Annotated in this window: 11 protein-coding genes; 3 read left to right on the forward strand and 8 right to left on the reverse strand. The window is 49.6% G+C overall.

Features of this window, described 5'->3' with window-relative positions; genetic code table 11:
• Window positions 1-334: 334 nt before the first annotated feature.
• Window positions 335-7,678: a transglutaminase domain-containing protein gene (locus O3276_RS10190; protein ID WP_269675526.1), complete on the reverse strand. Its 7,344-nt coding sequence runs from the start codon at window positions 7,676-7,678 to the stop codon at window positions 335-337.
• Between the two features lie 176 nt (window positions 7,679-7,854).
• Here O3276_RS10190 and O3276_RS10195 point away from each other — a divergent pair, with 176 nt between their 5' ends.
• On the forward strand, window positions 7,855-8,784 hold the full coding sequence (locus tag O3276_RS10195; RefSeq protein ID WP_269675527.1) for a CNNM domain-containing protein: 930 nt from the start codon (window positions 7,855-7,857) through the stop codon (window positions 8,782-8,784).
• A gap of 570 nt (window positions 8,785-9,354) precedes the next feature.
• Window positions 9,355-9,807: a pilin gene (locus O3276_RS25735; RefSeq protein ID WP_442876580.1), complete on the forward strand. Its 453-nt coding sequence runs from the start codon at window positions 9,355-9,357 to the stop codon at window positions 9,805-9,807.
• 345 nt (window positions 9,808-10,152) lie between these two features.
• On the opposite strand, the gene O3276_RS10205 is transcribed toward O3276_RS25735, so the two are convergent.
• Window positions 10,153-10,425 carry a hypothetical protein gene (locus tag O3276_RS10205; RefSeq protein ID WP_269675528.1) on the reverse strand — a complete coding sequence of 91 codons (273 nt, stop codon included), beginning with the start codon at window positions 10,423-10,425 and terminating at the stop codon, window positions 10,153-10,155.
• 455 nt (window positions 10,426-10,880) lie between these two features.
• Here O3276_RS10205 and O3276_RS10210 point away from each other — a divergent pair, with 455 nt between their 5' ends.
• Window positions 10,881-11,621 (forward strand): DsbA family protein, encoded by a 741-nt coding sequence (locus tag O3276_RS10210; RefSeq protein WP_269675529.1) that lies wholly within the window; start codon window positions 10,881-10,883, stop codon window positions 11,619-11,621.
• Between the two features lie 231 nt (window positions 11,622-11,852).
• Here O3276_RS10210 and O3276_RS10215 read toward each other — a convergent pair whose 3' ends face one another.
• The 6 genes from O3276_RS10215 to O3276_RS10240 form a co-directional block, all read right to left on the reverse strand.
• Window positions 11,853-12,284 (reverse strand): H-NS family histone-like protein, encoded by a 432-nt coding sequence (locus tag O3276_RS10215; RefSeq protein ID WP_269675530.1) that lies wholly within the window; start codon window positions 12,282-12,284, stop codon window positions 11,853-11,855.
• Window positions 12,285-12,834: 550 nt separating this feature from the next.
• The gene (locus tag O3276_RS10220; protein ID WP_269675531.1) at window positions 12,835-14,550 is read right to left on the reverse strand and encodes an AMP-binding protein; all 1,716 of its coding nucleotides are present in this window, start codon (window positions 14,548-14,550) and stop codon (window positions 12,835-12,837) included.
• A 409-nt stretch (window positions 14,551-14,959) separates the two neighbouring features.
• Window positions 14,960-15,265, reverse strand: coding sequence for a GIY-YIG nuclease family protein (locus O3276_RS10225; protein ID WP_269675532.1), 306 nt, complete (start codon window positions 15,263-15,265; stop codon window positions 14,960-14,962).
• A 108-nt stretch (window positions 15,266-15,373) separates the two neighbouring features.
• Entirely contained in the window at window positions 15,374-16,582 is a 1,209-nt protein-coding gene (locus O3276_RS10230) for an aromatic amino acid transport family protein (RefSeq protein ID WP_269675533.1), read from the reverse strand.
• A 239-nt stretch (window positions 16,583-16,821) separates the two neighbouring features.
• A complete protein-coding gene (locus tag O3276_RS10235) occupies window positions 16,822-17,154 on the reverse strand; it encodes a PBPRA1643 family SWIM/SEC-C metal-binding motif protein (protein WP_101745038.1) in 333 nt (110 codons plus the stop codon).
• 124 nt (window positions 17,155-17,278) lie between these two features.
• Complete coding sequence (locus O3276_RS10240) at window positions 17,279-18,052, reverse strand: CvfB family protein (protein ID WP_269675534.1); 774 nt, start codon at window positions 18,050-18,052, stop codon at window positions 17,279-17,281.
• Window positions 18,053-18,264 lie beyond the last annotated feature (212 nt).

The following is an 18,264-nucleotide window of genomic DNA, read 5'->3' on the forward strand; positions in this document are numbered from 1 at the left end:
CCATTTAAAGTATGAAAAACCACACTTATAGGCCAAAAAACGAAATCGATTTCACAAAGTAAAGGTAAATACCAGCAATTGAAGGGACGCAGGACTAAAGCTGGTCTTTGGCTGGCAAGCATTGCACAAAGGATTTGTCGCGGAATAATTTCCTCTTTTTGCCACAGAGACACGGAGTCACGGAGAAAAGAAAAAAATCTTTTCCTCCGTTTCTCTGTGGCAAGGTTTTTCTTGACAGGGTCACATCGGACATGTGGAAGTTATTTCGGGACAGTTCCTTAAATGGATAGATGCTTATTGTCTACTGTAAGAATCTGAACAGCCCCCACCCACTTCAGCTTTGTACCCCCAGGCTTTCGATATATTCATCATAAATCTTCTGCACATCTTCTGATCTGATAACCACCAGATCCTCGCTATCCATCATTTTTTTGATTCTGGTGTTTTCCAACATTTCAGCATTGTCTTTCTGTTTGGCGACAAACTTAGAGATGTATTGATCACGGTAGTACTTACCTGGGACAAAGAACTTATCATAGTTGAGTAGCAGATTTTTAACGTCAACCGTGCTGGTTGGTTTAACCACATGGAACGGTCTGAAACTGAGATTCTCTCTTCCGGCCAGACCAATGCTCATGGGTGCCTTCAAAGATTGGGCACGCTTGTAAAGATAGTGGGCAAAACGGGTTTGAGTCTCTTCCCGCTGGTTGCGGGTATCGATAAAGCCATTGGTCATCAGGAAGAGAGGCTTACCCACCTGGGACTGGCTTGAGGTCACTTTTCTGTAGGCAGGGATCCCATGGAGAAGACGACTGATATCAGGTATTCCATCTTCTGGCTGATCAGTCCACTGCTCCATTTTGGCAGAAGCGCCCAACAACGTTTCAAAGGTTTCCGAGCACCCGGTGGGCAGGGTGTCTTCATCTATCTCCGTCAGCATCTCATTGAGCTCTTGGGTATAACTCCTCGAGAAAGAGAAAGGGAGTTCATTGTTCTTCCAGAGATCATACCAGTTTTCAATATTCTGGTTGGCAAGCACTCCCAACGATGGAACATTTGCTTCGATCCAGCGCCACTGTTTGAGATTTAGAAAGAGATTAAATGAATAGTCTACTCTGGGTTTAAACCACTTTTTTTGGACTATAAAAGCCGCCAAAACCGAACACCATCCGATACTGGTCTCTTTTTTTGCAATGCAGTGCTTCAAGTGCTTAGTCAGTACCGATTCGAGGAACCCCCACATTTTCTGCGTAGGATTGTAGCGAGACGGTGCATCAAGTTGATGTTGAGCATATTCAATCTGTTCCAAAACCTGCCTGCAATCATCTGCACCCGACTCAGCCATTTGATTCAAACCAGCCAATAATGACTCTTCAACCTGCCTTTGTTCTTCAACGAAGGAGCTGTCATATTGTTTGCAGGTTGACAGGCGCTCACATCCCTGACTAAAGCCTTCCAGATTGGCTTTTTTGAAATGCTCTACTACCCCGGGGGCTAAAGCAGTAAGGGAGTACTGGTCAGTCTCCCGCTCTGCGAAATCATGCACATCAATTTTTGGAAAATAAGGGTTGTGGCCATGAATATCCTCTTCCGAATAAGCACCGCCCAAATCATAGGTTTCCCAATCAAGGCCATTCCAGACTTCTGCCCAGACATGGATCTCACTTTTAACAACACGGCAGGTGATACCAAAATATTGCAGAATAAATTTGAAAACAGGTGCACGGTGCCTGCAAGCGCCAACAGCCTCAGAAAGCAGAACCTGTGCCAAATCATCTTTGATCTTAAGGTGACTTTGATTGTCAAACTGACGACAATATTTCGCTGCTGCGGCAATGCGCCCCTGATCATCCGTTGCGTTGATAATATCCAGTACCAACTTCTGCTTATCAGTCAGCATTATGGGGGCTTGTGCAGCGGCCCGCACCCTATTGAACAGGACATCAACGCGATGCCTGACCGGTTCCGGACAATGGTTGCCCTGCGGAGAGATCAGATCACGCTGATTACGATCATGGGATTTGAACAGTTCTGCCGGAAGGCAACAGCATTTGTTTTTTTTCTGAGTCTCTACTGGTTGAGTATCATGCACTTTTCTGACATTGGCTTTTTCAAGCAGGCCTGCGCCAACGCATTTTTTGCTCAGTTTATAGTGGACATGAATAGTGCAGTTGATGATTAAACCTGAAAAACGAATCCAGTGCTGGCCAGTATAGTTATCCAGGAATACCTGGTGAGCCCGCACCGGCTCCGTTCGAAGCTCAGTTATCTCCTCCCTGGGTTGCCTGCCGGGCAGAGGAAACAATTTATGGCCTGGTCCGACCTTGATCGTGTGACACCCATAAGATTCCCACGGATACAGTTGAGCAGTCGTATTTGCAGCCATTGCCTCAGGAAAGACCCTGATTAAATCGCTCTTTCCGGGTGTCCAATCCTTCGTGTAAATATCGCCTTCACCGGTCACTTGATAACGAATGACATCTAGCCGATATTTCCTGATGTCCTCACCGTAGAATGTTCTTTCCCTCCTGACAGGCTCGGATTGAGATCCACAACATCCAATGACCGTTCTGGTTTCTATGGATTGGTAGCCATTCCCACTGTTTCTCCAACCCACACTTTGCTGGGGCTGCTCTCCAAAAAGAGACGTCACATTACCGTCAAGCTTCTTGCCAGCTGTTCGCCGCAAGTAAGGCAAACACCGTGCAATGGCAAGAGCGGGAAGACAGCAAACCACCGCAACCGGCAGACAGGCAGGCTTCAGATAAGCCTCCCAGACTGAAACGGGCCTGTCGATGTCCACTTGCAGATCACCGCCCAATAAGCGTTCCCAGATCTCTCTTTCTGAAAAGATGTGTCGGAACCCACCCAGGTACATCAGAGCATCCATGTGCCCGGCTGAAACCTGCAACTCGGCAGGACCCGCCTTCCAGCCGCTGAGCTTAAATACCTCCGAAGGGAGAACGTCGCTGTCTTTTATGCGTGCACGAAACCACTGTCGCTGCTGCATAACATAGAGCGCCTTGCTTTGCTTATCACCGCCGACTCCCAGATCATCTGGCAGGTCGGTCTCTTGCCGCCATAACCACTGGGCAGTCCGCTTGATAATTTCTGCCCTGGCATCGCTATCCGACAGCTTCTCATCAATAACGAGTTCCCGTGTCTGCGTGACACCAAAACCACCGGATGTTGAGCGCTGGATAAATAATGGTCTGTCCAGGTCGGGAATGGTTTGAAAAAGCCAGCGGCATAACCCGTGATCGTAACGATGACCATCTACCGTTGCTGGTTGCTCTGGCATTGAATCCCGAAGGAAACCAGCAACCTCCTCTTTGGCGATTTTTCCGGCTGCCATATAGAGGAAGTAATGCTGACAAAATAATGCCGTTAAATCCGATTGTGGCGTGACTGCTGCCGCGAGCTTTTGCAGATCACGGCAAACCGGGAACAGCGCCTGCCCGGATTTTTTTAACCGTTGGTAAACGTAACAATGCAGGGCGGCAATACGCTCAGCAGTTTGATCCGGGTTTTCCGGGGGTAGTAATTGCCGGGCAATCCTGCACAGCTCCTGCTCATTGTAATCATCGATTCTGATAATCCGGAAACGATCGTTAAGTGCCGGTGAAAATGCGCTGCGCCCGCTGTATTCCGGTGGGTTGGTGGTGGCAAAAAGGTGGAAGCCGGGCGCGCAAGGCTCGGTCAGTACATCATTGAGTTCCCCTTCAAGGTCGGCACTGCTGATCATGTTCAACTCTGAAACCACCAGAACCGTCCCATCCTGCTGAGCTTCCCTGATGGCTTGTTTCAGCTCAGCCCAGTCACAGTCTCCGGCATTGAAGTAACGGACTTCGGTGGGCCTGCCCGTTTCATCACTGGCATCCCACATATCCAGCAGCAACTTCAAGGTTGCGTCCTTGCCTCTGCCGGCCGGGCCTTCAACCAGTGTCGCCCTGCGCCCTGAATGGCGAACGCCACTTTCATGCTCAAGACGGAGACGATCAAGATCCTGGGCCAGCGTCTGCATTAATGATTTAACGGACTGTGATGATGTATCAAATTCAGGTTTTGCCTGGTTAACGTAGCAACAGAATGTGTCGTAAAGCTGATCAAGACGCAGGTTATATCCTGTCACGGTGGCTGGCAGTTTGTGGGCCTCATAGCGGTGCTCAAACCACAGCTTTAAAATCTGGTAAGACGCCTGAGTCTGATTATTCAGTGAGTGAGCGATGACACTGTCAAACCCGTTCCAGACCATATCATCGAGCTGGGTTTGCGTGACACGCTTGCCGCTGTAATGGAGCTGACAGGCCATCCAGCCACAGACATCGGTGAGATCCCGGGGGCTGAAGACCCGGTCCGGCAGCAGCAGTTTCAGTTGCTTTTGCAGCTCCATCACCGTGTCGGCAGTCTGTCGGGCCGCAGTGTCATCAAGCCCTTTGAAAGAGGCCCCATAAAATAGCCTGTTCAGTGCCGACAAGACCACCTGCTCTTTCAGGAACTCCGGGCTTAAAGCGGGATAGTAAACCCTAATACCCCGATCCTGCAGGACCGTTTGCTGACTGCGGCCGGAGTAGGCACCGGGATTACAGGTGAACACAACCCGGTGTTGAGGTGAAATGCCAACTCTTTCGGAACCACAGAAGATATGGGGATTGGCCGACCAGATACCGGCCAGCACGTTATCCAGAAGATTGGCGGCAAGATTCGCTTCATCCACCACCAGGGTCACCATCTCACCGGGTTCGGGCTCTGTTCTGGCCCATTTCAGGATAATTCCCGCCTGCTCTGTCATCTCACGGTCATCACCCTGAGGTTGCCAGACCCACCGTTTGAGGAGATGGCTCTCTTCTGCGCTGGGGCCAATGGTCAGGGTAAACGTAGGGCCTGACAATTTTGCCGCCTGATGGGCGAGATAGCTTTTGCCCGTACCGGTGGTGCCCTCAAGGGTGATCAATTTATTGCCCCGGATTCGTCGTTTGAGTCGGGCCAGTCTCCTGAGACCCCTGTTGTGCTGGGATATGCGTTTTGAGAGTATTTGCTCCAGCACCGACGGATCATCATCACTGATATTAATAAATTGCCGTTCCAGCAGGCTGCGGATCAAATGCCGCTGCTGGTTTGCGGAGGCATTTTGCTGAATTCTCAGAATCCGGGTGGAGAGGTTGTCCAGTCGCGTCTGAACCGGAATACTCTGTTGCTTCCGAAAATCCCAGCCGGCGTACAGGGCATTGTTCAGAATCCGGGTAATGACGGATGAGCGGCAAGTCGCCTCAGGCAGTGTATTCAAGAGTTCATCATCACACCCAAGTCTTTTTTTCAGCGTTCGCTGATACACTCTGGGGGCGTGGCGACATAGCAGCGCGATCAGTGTTTTCCTGTGGCCAGGCTGGTTATAATCAAGCGCCATTGGCTCGGGGTGTGAAAAAAATCCCTCGCCGAACAGATCAACCAGCTCCCATCCGTTGCTGGTAATATAGGCACTGTTGATCAGGTGACCATCCCCAAGAACAGCGGTCAGTTTATCAATATCCACCCAATAGCCATTCGGGTCGGGCCATATTTGTCGGGTAATTGACTTTGCGAACGCTCTGACTTGTTTTTCTTTTCTGGCGACATGTGTCACCAATGTTGCAACGGCTTTGCGGTAGTGGACAGGAAGGACTTCGGTGCCGCCTTCCTCCGTGACGATGGCATTGGCTTCATTGAGTACCGATTGCACCAGGGCATCCGACAACGCTGGCCAATTAATCGTGGCAAACCTTTCCGGCAGCGTCCTTAAAGCACTGTGCAGTTTTTCCAGCCCCTCTTTCAGCTCGTTCCAGGTTTGGGAGTGTTCAGGAACCGGCGGCGTCACGGCCACTTCCCGGGCAATTGCACTGTGCCATACCGGCGATTCCGTTCTGACACCTTCAGGCCATACCAGGTAAATTCTGGAATCCACCGGTATCGGCTCTTTACTGCCGTTGACAAAGAAGTGGCCCGGTTTCAAAAGCAGGGTTTCCAGTTCAAGCTGCAACCTGGGGTTTTGCTCCAGGCCACACAAGATAACCGGTTTATTTGACTGCAAAGCCTTCATCAAGCCGGACCAGCGGAATCCGTATCGGTATCTGGCTTCAGAGGCTATGTGTGGGTTATTAACCAGCTGTGTCAGGGTCGTTTCAGGATTGACACGGACAATCTCAGCCTCCGGGTGTCTGTTGAACAGATCATTCACCAGTGCTTCGTGATCCTCACTGCGCTGGATCCGGATCATTGGCTCAAATGCGTCACCCGCCAATGGTGGCGAACTGTCAGGCCTGGCAGGAAAAAAAGACTCTGGTTGTCTGGTTTCGAGCAATGTCAGCGGAACTTTCGTTTCTTTTGCTTCCATCAGCGTTGTGAGCCGATGGAGTAATTGTGTCCACTGCGCCTCCTGCAATGACGAGGTCACCACTATTGACCCTCCTGCCTGAATGGCTTCTTCCAGAGGATGGTGCTCGCAACTCTCTCCTTTGTCGTTAATCCCCACTGTGCTCAGCCAGCTTTTAACATTAGCGGAATTGATGGTGATGAGCGGACCGTCAGGGATATTGGCTACCAGCCTGATACTGCCAAGGAGCCGGGACCTGTCTTCCCCCCCGGATTGTCTGACCCGAAAGAACATCTCTTCAGGCAGTGACAGTTTTTCTCCCTGTGCTTCGATTTCCCGGGTGATTTTTATATTCCGCAGCGCCTGGGTAAATGCCGGATCCCCTTCGGGGGCATCGGTTATCCACAGTTTTTTTGGTGCCTCTCTCTCAATGGCTCCCGCCTCCCAGCCGAATCCATGATCGGCCTTAACACCGTAGCTCCCGAGCAGTGTTTGCCGCCAGGGAACCGTGCCGTGACACAAATTAATGGAGAACTTTTCATGTTCATGGGCCGGGTTATTGTCATCCGGGGCGCAGGGAGAGATATCAAGAATAGAACGGTGTGCTTCAGGAACGCTGGTGAGGGATGCCAGCTTTTTCTGATAATCCCAGGTATTGTCTACCCGGTTTATGCGCCGACAGGTATCGGCGCCCAATGAAAAGGTATTACCGGTATGAAGCTGTTTTTTTTGCACCAGGACCAGTATCTCCACATGACTGCCTAATCGGATTTTATTTAACGCAGGGCTCTCCGGGTCAAGCAGGTCATTGAGTGCCACGGTATCGCTGGGGTGCATCCTCTGTAAATCAACCACCAGCCGGATCGGGCGACTGTTGTCAAATAACTTGCCGGGGGAACGCTGGCATTTGCCACCACCTTCCAGATGAATACGCTGGCGCAGGTTGTCCCTGGATAAATCTTCAAAACTTTGTATCAGGTGAATCTCAGCACCGGCCTCGCCATTTTGTGCACGTTGATACTCGAAGGTAGACAGCCTGTCCAACAGTGCATCTACGTCATCATCAGGCGGCATGATGACACAGTCAAACTTCACCGGGTTGGTGGTATCCGCTCGCTTTTTTTCCGTTGCGGCAATAGCAAAGCTATGAATTGGTCGTCTTTCACGGCCCGGGCCACTGGAAGAAGTATCATCTTCCGGTGACATCTGAAGAAATGGCGTGTATTCATCAAATAACTCGTCACTTGATGATGGATTGCCAACAGCCGGAGGACTGGAGGGAAAGATGCCACCCAGGAATAAACCGGAAATTCTTTCGAAAACATTCATATCCGCAAGTCTTCCCCAGTCGGAAGTTGGCCAAATGATCCACACAATTCATACTGACCAAAATTTCGCAAGAATGTTCCGTATCTTTACACGTTGTAATATTCGGAAATTTCTATCGCCAAAGATTAAATTCTCAGGCTAGAATAGCATTCCCTTGATTACCTTTGGAGCCATGCGTGGTTACGCTTGTTGCGTATGTTGTCATCGCTATTGCGGTGTCCTTCGTTTGTTCGGTTTTTGAAGCCGTCCTACTCAGTATCTCCCCGGCCTATGTGGTTAGCCTTGAGCAGAAAAACAGCAAATGGGCAAAGATTGTCCGTGAGCTGCACGATCATATTGACCGCCCTCTGGCCGCTATCCTTACCCTGAATACCATTGCTCATACCATTGGTGCGGCAAGTGCGGGTGCCCAGGCGGCGAAAGTCTTTGGTGATGCCGCTGTTGGTGTTTTTTCCGCCGTGCTGACCTTACTGATTCTGGTGTTGTCTGAAATTATTCCAAAAACCATTGGTGCGTCCTGGTGGCAATCCCTGGTTCCGGTTATGGCCGTTGGTGTGCGCTTTATGGTTAAGCTGCTACTGCCCATTATCTGGATCACCGAGTTACTGACCAGCAAGCTGAGCCCAAAGGACAAAACCAACCCTTATCTGCGTGATGAAATTCAGGCGATGGCCGACCTTGGCTTTCAGGTGGGTGCACTGCAGGGTGTCGAGTCTGAGCTGATGAAAAACATGCTGAAGTTTCGTGATCTCCAGATTGTGGAAATCATGACGCCTCGCTCAGTGCTGTTTTCATTACCGGAATCTACGACCACTGACGCTTATATGAAGGAGTTCACCGGTTCCAGCTTCTCGCGTATTCCTGTGTACGGTGAAGACCCGGATGATATCAACGGCTTTGTCATGAGAAATGACATTCTGCTTTCCCATCTTCGGGAAGGCGGCAGTACCAGACTGGAAAGCCTGAAACGTCCGATTATTGCCGTGCTGGAAAAGGAGCCACTGCCAAAACTGATGGCAACGTTCCTGGAAACGCAGCCATATCGCCATGGTGGTCACCGAATATGGCGATATCCGTGGTATCGTGACACTGGAAGATATGATTGAAACACTGCTTGGCCGCGAAATCGTCGATGAAAGTGACGAAGTGGTGGATATGCAGCTGGCAGCAAAAACCAAGTGGGCGCATCGCCTGACGGCAACTGCTTCCTGACAGCCTTCTTCCATAAATCGGGCTGTTCATAATTTATGAAATACCTGAAACTGATCATGCTGTCGGTGGGCTTGGGACGAACGGAGTCTGGGCGTCATTGATCGAGAGAACCCATCAAATACATTGAAACCGTGTAACCGTGCATTATTTCAATGTGTTTGATGGGTACAATCTCCGTTCACCCTGAGCGGAGTTAGGGGGATTGGAGCAAGTGTCGGCTCGCAAGGAGAGAGATCCACAAAAGCCGCGTTTAGCAAATCTCTGGTTTTAATGTTGTGACACATATCAAACCATGTTACTTTTTTCGTGTTCTGCGGAGTTATAAAGATGATAACCATAAGCTTTTAGCGGAATACACAATGATAAAGGACCATGTACCCAGGGTAGGGTGGTTAAAAGACGCATGTCTTGTAAGAAGATGCATGCTAAAAAAACTATAAATGATGTTCCCGGGGGACAGAAAAATGAAAAAACAACAGGGTTTTACGCTGATTGAATTGATGATCGTTGTGGCGATCATTGGTATTTTGGCGGCTGTGGCTATTCCGCAGTATCAGAATTACACAAGAGGTGCGACTGCCACTTCTGCTATTGCAGAAGCTGCTGCCTATCGAACAGCTATTGCAATTTGTTCTCAGACAAATAGCGGTCGACTGGATAACTGTGATGCAGGAAACGCAGGGATCCCTGTTGTTGCTGGCCAGGTAACTGGTGTAGCAGATGGTGTTATCACTGTAAATGCTGGTGATTTCACTGGTGATGGAAATAATGACAACGTTACTTTAACACCGAACACAGTCGGTGGTGTTATGCAGTGGGCAATTGAGGGCGTTAATGGTTCAAATTGTGGTAACTTTATTGATGGCTGCCAAGATGCGGCTGCTCAACAGCAGGGTGGTCAACAGCAGGGTAGTTAAGGCAAAAATGGTCAATTCATGATCTCTTTCCCACGCTCCGGTGTGGGAATGCATACCCGCTAAATGCCCTTACCAAGAAGCTCCCACCGATGAAAAACTCCTCAACAAAATCAGAATCAACTACGAAACAACACACTTAAGTGTCTGTTTCAATCGTTCCCATGCTCTGCATGGAAATGCATACGAAAGCTAGCAGATATTCTTGTAGAAGACAGTTGGCAGGGAGCTTGGACAGGCATTCCCACGGAGCCCCGTGGGAACAAGGTCAGAACCTAAACGCAGACCTGAAATACCAAGAAATCATTTTCACTCAGCACCTCAAGCCTTTGCAGTTCAACCAAAAAATCAAGCATTCGGATCAACAATCACATGAGCGCCCTTTTCCGCCGCCATCTTACGGCAGGCTTTATAGTCACGGTCACTGGTGATATAAAAAGTCGGAGCAATATTGACAGTAAGGTCCGGCGCCATGCCACGTCCACCGGATTGTCTTTCGGCATTGACCTGGCCCATTGAGTAACAGACCATACCCTGTTTCTGAAGATCTTCCGCTTTATCAGCAGCCTGAACAGCACCGGCCAATAACATTCCCGCTACAGCAACAGCAATTAGTTTCATTGTTTCAGTCCTTTACGTGTGTTTTTAAGGAACTGTTGTTATCGGCCCCGGCTGCGATCATTTAGCCGCTTAATGGGTTTTTCTGGCAAATGCCTGAGCCAATACAACACCTGAAATGAAGTATATTTGGCTTCTCCAATCTCATTGGCTGATACCGATAATCTGTTCTTCCGGGTACTCCAGCGGTCTTGACGCTACGCTCTCAAGTGGTCTCTATAAGCTATCCCTATAAAAACCATACGCAGGTTGTACCCGATGTACTTTGACCTGGATCAAGTTTTTCCGGAGTCCCAGCTTTTTTAATCAGCAGAGGCAGCGATTAATAAATAAGCAGAATAAAAATAGCAATATTTACAAGATTATTGCCTTAACCAATGGCGACTGCATTCCATTACCGCCCGTCAAACCGGTATGATGGTGAAAAACACTCCTGAACATTACATTGGACGTTAATCATGAAAAAGCTGCTGGCCATTGCCGCTACCGCACTTATCCTGCCAATCAGCAGTCAGGCCGCACCGCTGGACCGGGAACAGCAACAACAGGTCAAAGAGCTGGTGCGTGAAGCCCTGATGGAAAACCCTGAAATTTTTCTCGATGTTGTCAATGAGTTGAAAAAGCGGGAACAGTTAGCCAAATCACAGGCGCAAAACTCGGTGCTTACCGGCAATATGGCCGAGCTGTTTCACAGTGATGATCCCTTTGCCGGTTCCTCAACCCCCAAACTGACCATTGCCTACTTTGGTGATGTGAACTGTGGATTTTGCAAACGACAGGACCCGGTTCTGGAAGTGCTGGTCAACAATTACCCTGACCTGAAAATTATCTACAAAGACATGCCCATCCTCGGGCCAAGTTCAAGAGAGGCGGCGGCGCTCTTATTAGCCGCCAGGGCTGAAGGTAATGATGCCTATCTGGCGCTGCATAAAGCATTGATGTCTCACCGTGCCCGGCATGACTCGGCTTCCATTGCCAGCATTATCAGAAAACAGGGGCTGGATGTGGAGGCACTGAAAACCGCCGTGGTAGATGATAAAGACATTAACAAACAACTGGACCGTAATATCATGCTGGCCCAGAGGCTGGGCATTACCGGTACTCCGGCCCTGGTGTTTCCCGATGAGGTGGTGGGTGGTTTTACCCAGGAAAATGTTCTGAAGGAGATGATTGATAAAAGGCTCAGTCAAATCAAATAGGCAGGAGTGAAACCAACCTGCCCCTCTTCAGGGCCTGACGAGGAGTGCTGGCGGTTGGTTGATTGGTATTGCTGGTCTTGCATTGGAACCACAAAGGCACAAAGACACGAAGAAAAGCTTTTCTTTTCCTTTGTGCCTCTGTGCCTTTGTGGTTCAAACACAGAGCCGCTTAAATAGAAGATGCTTTTTGTCTAAGGTAAGAAGCTCTTTTTTAAGCAAGGGTTTCAACCATCAGATTTCAGAAACGATACAGGCCTTGCGATCTTTACCGGTTCGCTCAAGATAGTCTGAGAAATCCGCAGGAATACGCCCGGTTGTTGCCCCTTCCCAATCCACTGATGAACCATCAATGGCTTCGTAGCGAAACAAATAACGCTGGCGTGTTTTTCCTTTACGGCCACCGCTGCTTTTCTCTTCTGACAGGTCTTTGATATCACCCAGGGAGAGACCAAGCTCTTTAATCTTTTTAACCACCGCATCCAGCGCTTCTTTTTTGCGGGCCTGCTCCTCTTCCACCTCCATTTGAGCCATCACTTTTTCTTCGTAAATGGCTTCAATGCGACCGATGACGCGCTGAAGGTCTTCAGCGTGCATATCGTGAAAGAGCTTGCGCACCTGAACTTTAGACTTCAGAACACCGAGAGCTTCATCAAAAATATTCATGGTTTGAACCAATCTGGTAAATCAAAGGATCCATTAAACGCAGGGTTTAAAATTGGTAAAAAACTTAACATTGACAATTCTGCCTGTAAATAGACAAAAGCCCGTGCATTGTTGGTAAAAAAATGAGCATATTTTCCCATTACCTCGCAAAAATGTGTTTTCCGACATCGTTATGCGTAACGGCCAATTACATTACGACGGAGCCATAAGTCTTAAGGGATAATACGAAGAATCAGGTTCCTCATCACATGGTTTGGGGAGTCATAACAGTTAAGGTAGAAATCAGCAGCATGAAACAGGAAAGATTAATTAAAGCCAGAATACTGATCAATCATTTACTCACATTTCAGGAAAAAATAAAAAGTGGCCGCTTGCTTATTTCATGAAAGCCTAGTTACTGAGTTTAATTCATATTCAAAAATACGCCAAAAAACCGGAACCCTGGCTGAAACTGAACCAATGGATTGAAGCAATAAGTTTCAAGCATATTAAAAGTCAGTTTAATTACAAAGCCCCGGAACACTTACCGGGGCTTTGCTGATGCCTAAAATCAGGCAACCGTTTCGTACTTCTTCATTTCTTCGGCGCGAAGATCTTTCCGCAGAATTTTACCCACTGGCGTCATTGGCAGAACATCCCTGAATTCAACCTGCTTTGGTACTTTATACGCGGTCAGGTTCAGTCGGCAGTACTCCTTGACCTCTTCCGCCGTTAAGCTTTTGTCCTGTGGAATAATAAAGAGTTTGACGGCCTCGCCGGTTTTCTTATCGGGCACACCAATAACGGCACAGTTCTGCACTTTCTCATGCTTGGAAACCACATCTTCCACTTCGTTGGGGTATACGTTAAAGCCTGAGACCAGCACCATATCCTTAACCCGGTCGACGATTTGCACATAACCCTGTTCATCGATAATGGCCACGTCTCCGGTTTTAAACCAGCCTTCGCTGTCAATCACTTCGGCCGTGGCTTCCGGGCGCTGCCAATAGCCTTTCATCACCTGCGGGCCTTTGACACAGAGTTCCCCACGCTCTCCCAATGGCAGCTCATTGCCCTGATCGTCAATGGTCTTCAGTGCCGTACCGGACATTGGCAAGCCGACAGTGCCCAGTTTGGAGTAACTGCCTGCGGGGTTCAGGGATACCACGGGCGAGGTTTCAGAGAGGCCATACCCCTCGGAAATCGAACATCCCGTGATAGTTTGCCAGCGGTTGGCAACCGCCGCCTGCAAGGCAGTACCACCGGACATGGTTGACTGCAGTTCGGAAAAGTCCAGGTTTTTAAATTCCGGGTGATTCATCAAGCCAACAAACAGTGTGTTCAGGCCGATGAAGATATTCACCTTGTGGGGCTTCAGGGACTTGACGAACGTATCCATATCCCGTGGGTTGGCGATCAAAATGCTGTGTCCACCCTGATGGAAGAACGCCATCAGATGCACGGTGAACGCGTAGATATGATAAAGAGGCAGGGGGGCCACTGCGGTATTGCCTTCGGGCTTGGACAGGGGCACACCATGATCATCGGTCTGAGACAACGTACCGGCAGTCTGCAGTACATTACTGACCAGGCTACGCTGAGTCAGCATAGCGCCTTTGGCCACGCCGGTGGTGCCACCGGTATACTGCAACACCGCCACATCATCAGGGTTGGCCGCTAGCGGTTTACTGTACCGGGATTTTTCCCCAAGTTTCATGGCCTGATGGAAACTCAGCGCCTGTGGCAGCTTGAATGAGGGAACCATCTTCTTGACATGCTTTACCGCCAGATTAATCAGTGACCGCTTCGGCCAGGGCAGCAGGTCGGCCAGCTCAGTGACAATCAGGTGCTTGATGGGCGTATCCTGAATGATTTCCTCCACCAGGTGGCCAACCACATTGAGGCAGACCAGCGCCTTGGCTCCTGAGTCGGTAAACTGATGTTTCATCTCCCGGGCGGTGTAGAGCGGGTTGGTATTGACAATAACCAGACCGGCCTTGATTGCGCCATAAGCGACGATGGGGTACTGAATAAGGTTTGGCAGCTGAATCGCGATACTGTCACCGGGCTTCAGTGTCGTATGGTTCTGGAGATAGGCAGCAAACCGGGTGCTTAGCTGATCGATTTCGTTGTAGGTCACCGTTTTGCCCATGCTGGTATAGGCTGGCCGGTCGCCGTATCGATGGACTGCATGTTCAATGACTTCGCCCAGGTTTTTGAACTTTTCAAGATCAATTTGGTCTGCAATACCTGGGGCGCGTTTGCCATCCCAAAAACTGGCTTCCATGAACACCTCATACTTATTTTTTGTTGTTATCGGAAGGCGATGAAACAGTTATTTCCCTGGCCTGCTTTTTATGAGGCAGGTGTCTTACAAAAATCCTTTTTGCTTCATCTATTTCTGAGGATCATACTATCTAAACGTTCAACCTTGAACCAGAAATGATAATTTATGCTTCTTTTTGTGTTACAAAGCTTTCGGGCCAGCACACCATTTCGATGCGTTTGAGGTGTACAGTCTCCGCTCACCCTGAGCGCCCTTTGGCTCAGCTCAGGATGTATGGACGAAGGGTGATTGGCACAGTCTTTATTCAGGGCATGGTGTCTACGCCCTTCGACTCCGCTCAGGACGAACGGAGTTTGGGCGTCATTGATAGAGGGAACCCTGCAAACTCATCGAAATGATGTATCAGGGGTCAGCGATGGGTATTAAGCAATTTCCCGGCCCAGAGTTCACAGCAATTTTCCGGTGAGGCGAGCAAACTCAGCTTTTGTGGGCGAGTCAGCTTTTTGATGGCCGCTTCCCGTCGGCTGGCCGAAGAACGGTCATGATTACCTTCCAGGTAGACCAGCTGCTGTGGCTTCCGCCCCCTGAAATACCTGGCTCCCCCGACCGTACCGCAATGTTGACGCCAGCGCCGTTCAATATCCGTGGTGATGCCGGTATAAAGGCTGCTATCACTGGCAAGAATTATGTAAACCGACCAACATCCATCCGACATTCTTTGCTCTTCCTGAACGATTCCGAGTTGTTTTTTGATCCATTTGACCACGGCAGGAGGGATGTCCGGGGCCACTGAAATAGTGGCAGTCTATTCTCAGAAAGCCTTTTAGCCAATAGAAGGCAACACACCACTGATCACCCCAAACTGGGCAACAATCACCAAAAGTCCAACAATGATGGCAATGGCCAGCGCCGGAATACCGCCAGCCACTTGATAAGGTTCTTCCATATGGAGCTTGCGAACCTTCCAGACCAGGGCCACGGGAATAAATACCGCCAGAATCACCAGAGCCACAGCGGCGTAACCCAGGGCAGTGACAAAACTCCCCGGCATAAAAATAGCCGCCAGCAACGGAATCAATAGCGTGAGCGTAATGGTTTCGATACGCCCCAAAATACCATGGGAGCGACCAAACACTTCGGCCAGATAGTCAAATAACCCAAGAGCCACCCCCAGGAAGGACGTACCCAGGGCAAAGGCAGCAAAGGCACTGATCATATAATCAAAACCGGACGCACCGGAATGGCGGCCGATGGCATCCATCAGCGAGGTGACACCGTCCGGACGGTGTGCCATGGTCACCACCACCGCAGAGGAAACCACACCAATCACCACCGCCATCCAGATCACATAAATGCTGAACGGAAGGGCGCTGCCACCGATCAGGGCATAGCGAAACCGCCGGGGTTTTCCCTGCACATACTGAACCACGGTGGGTACCGCACAGTGATAGCCAAATGAGGTGTATAACACCGGCAGCGCCGCGAATAAAATGCCAGGGGTGCTGTTCTCCAGCCCAAGATTACGCAAACTGACCTCGGGCAACAGGGACACCACGATATACAGCAGCAGGGCCAGCATCAGTGCGAACATCACCCGATTGACCACATCAACCACCCGGGTACCGGTCACCACCAGAATGGCAACCAGCAACACCACCACCGTTGCCGTGATGCGAAAAGGCAGATGAATGCCCTCTTTGGCCAGCAGGCTGCCCAGCACGTTGGCACCACCAGAAATGTAAGCTGCGCACAGGGAATAATAGAGAAACAGCATGGCGACCACGGCAATACCCTGGCCAACCGGCCCCATCAAACGCCCCATAACGCCATGCAGATTCTCTGCTTCCGGGCAGGCCCGGCAGGCCTCGGCAATCAACAGACCGCCGTAGGTTGATAACCCCCACATCAAAAACATCAGGAATACGCCCCAGCCCAGACCGGTCAGTGCGGACACCAGCGGTAATGCCAGCATGCCTGCACCAATGGAAGTACCGGCGACCAGAAGGCTGCTACCCAACGTCTGACTTTTCATATTCGGTCCACCTGTTTGATAAAACAAAAGCCACTAAAAGTGGCTTTTGAAAGTGGGAAACTTATATAAAATAGATCGACAACATGGCTCTACAAATAACCTGTCAGTACTAATAATGGACTGAATTAGAATTTTTTCTACTTATCAGATGTTTTTGCCAGCAATCTGGAGGGAGTTTGACCCGGGGCCTATAGAGTTTTTTTGCCTGCTCGCAGTAAACTCTTAATAGACCCTGGCTATCAAGCGCAGCATTTTTTATATTTTTTCCCGCTACCACAAGGGCAAGGATCATTTCGCCCCGGCACTTTTTCCAGTACTGTAGTTTTGGGCGTATCCTTCAACAGTTGCAGGGCAGAGGTATCCTCTGCGGCTTCTTCATCCACGTGAATCTGGCAAAACCAGCCATTCTCCAGGAACTCTTGTTCCAGCTCAGCCCGGCGCTCTTCGGTCTGCACAGTAAGAACTGCAGGGTTCTTTTCTGTTCCGAGACGGGCTTGTTTTTTACCGTCGAAAACCCGGTAGGCCTGTTTATCGTCAATTTGAAGATTGGTCTGGGTATAAAATTTGCCCATTTGATCACCTGTTAAGCTGGAAAATGTTGACCTCTCGGAACGAGAGCAAAAGGGAAATGCAAAACCGGAGCAGTTTACTGGAAGTGCCCGTCATTAGCCACCGACCAATTTTTTCCGGTACAGCTTATAAAAGACGAATGCCATCTTCATCAATGCTAATCAGGCGTTCTTTGTATAGCCCACCAATCGCCATTTTGAACACCCGTTTGCTGACCGAAAATTCTCGTTTGATAATCGCAGGGTCAGTACGGTCATTAAACGGCAAAAAGCCCTTCTCAGCCTTTAGCCTGGCAACAATCACCGTACCCAGGTCGCTCATTTCCTGCTGATCAAAGCCGGGCTTTTTCAGGCATAGATCCAGTTTCTGATCGGGCCGGACCCGTTTGATAAACCCGTCAAACTTCATACCCATCCGGATTGGCTGGTCGATATCCTGGTCAAAAATAACCCCCAGGTATTTATTGTCGACAATTGCCGTATAGCCAATATCCGTACGGTCACAAACCATCAGAGAAACCGTTTGGCCATTACTGTACCGATGGGGGGTTTTGGACGAGATGGTCGTCAGAAATTTGCTTATTTTTGACGACGCAACAATCCGATAGCTCTGCTGTTCCTGATAGATATACACGACATAGAACTGGTCTTTGACCATGCGCTCTTTCTGCTCACTAAAAGGCACCAGCAGCTCTTTTGGCATATTCCAGTCAAGGAAAGCACCAATACGGTTGGTATCGGTGACTTTCAGGCAGGCGAATTGCCCTACCTGAGCCTTGGGGCGGAGCGTCGTCGCAATGGGGACATCATCAGAGTCCAGATAGATAAAGACATCCAGTTCATCCCCTACCTGGCACCCTTGTGGCACAAAGCGTTTGGGGAGCAGGATGTCGTCCAGCATCCCCCCCCTCAAGAAATGCACCAAAATCCAGAAGATTGACCACCTTCAGGTGGTTCATGCGACCTATTCTAACCATGAGCCTGTCCGGCAATAAAAGCGGGCGGGCATTATATCATTGCCGTGAAGGCTCTGCTGTTATCAGCAGCAAAAATAGTGTCCGTTATGGCGTGAGAATTGCCTTATTAATGTCATATAAATGATTCACAATAAAT

Origin of the sequence: Endozoicomonas sp. GU-1 (genome assembly GCF_027366395.1) — a bacterium.
Taxonomy (GTDB): Bacteria; Pseudomonadota; Gammaproteobacteria; order Pseudomonadales; family Endozoicomonadaceae; genus Endozoicomonas.

Bases quoted from the DNA above. Each gene is read 5' to 3' on its own strand.
- O3276_RS10190 (WP_269675526.1), bottom strand. From the start codon at position 7,678: ATGAATGTTTTCGAAAGAATTTCCGGTTTATTCCTGGGTGGCATCTTT.
- O3276_RS25735 (WP_442876580.1), top strand. From the start codon at position 9,355: ATGAAAAAACAACAGGGTTTTACGCTGATTGAATTGATGATCGTTGTG.
- O3276_RS10205 (WP_269675528.1), bottom strand. From the start codon at position 10,425: ATGAAACTAATTGCTGTTGCTGTAGCGGGAATGTTATTGGCCGGTGCT.
- O3276_RS10210 (WP_269675529.1), top strand. From the start codon at position 10,881: ATGAAAAAGCTGCTGGCCATTGCCGCTACCGCACTTATCCTGCCAATC.
- O3276_RS10215 (WP_269675530.1), bottom strand. From the start codon at position 12,284: ATGAATATTTTTGATGAAGCTCTCGGTGTTCTGAAGTCTAAAGTTCAG.
- O3276_RS10220 (WP_269675531.1), bottom strand. From the start codon at position 14,550: ATGGAAGCCAGTTTTTGGGATGGCAAACGCGCCCCAGGTATTGCAGAC.
- O3276_RS10225 (WP_269675532.1), bottom strand. From the start codon at position 15,265: ATGTCGGATGGATGTTGGTCGGTTTACATAATTCTTGCCAGTGATAGC.
- O3276_RS10230 (WP_269675533.1), bottom strand. From the start codon at position 16,582: ATGAAAAGTCAGACGTTGGGTAGCAGCCTTCTGGTCGCCGGTACTTCC.
- O3276_RS10235 (WP_101745038.1), bottom strand. From the start codon at position 17,154: ATGGGCAAATTTTATACCCAGACCAATCTTCAAATTGACGATAAACAG.
- O3276_RS10240 (WP_269675534.1), bottom strand. From the start codon at position 18,052: ATGCTGGACGACATCCTGCTCCCCAAACGCTTTGTGCCACAAGGGTGC.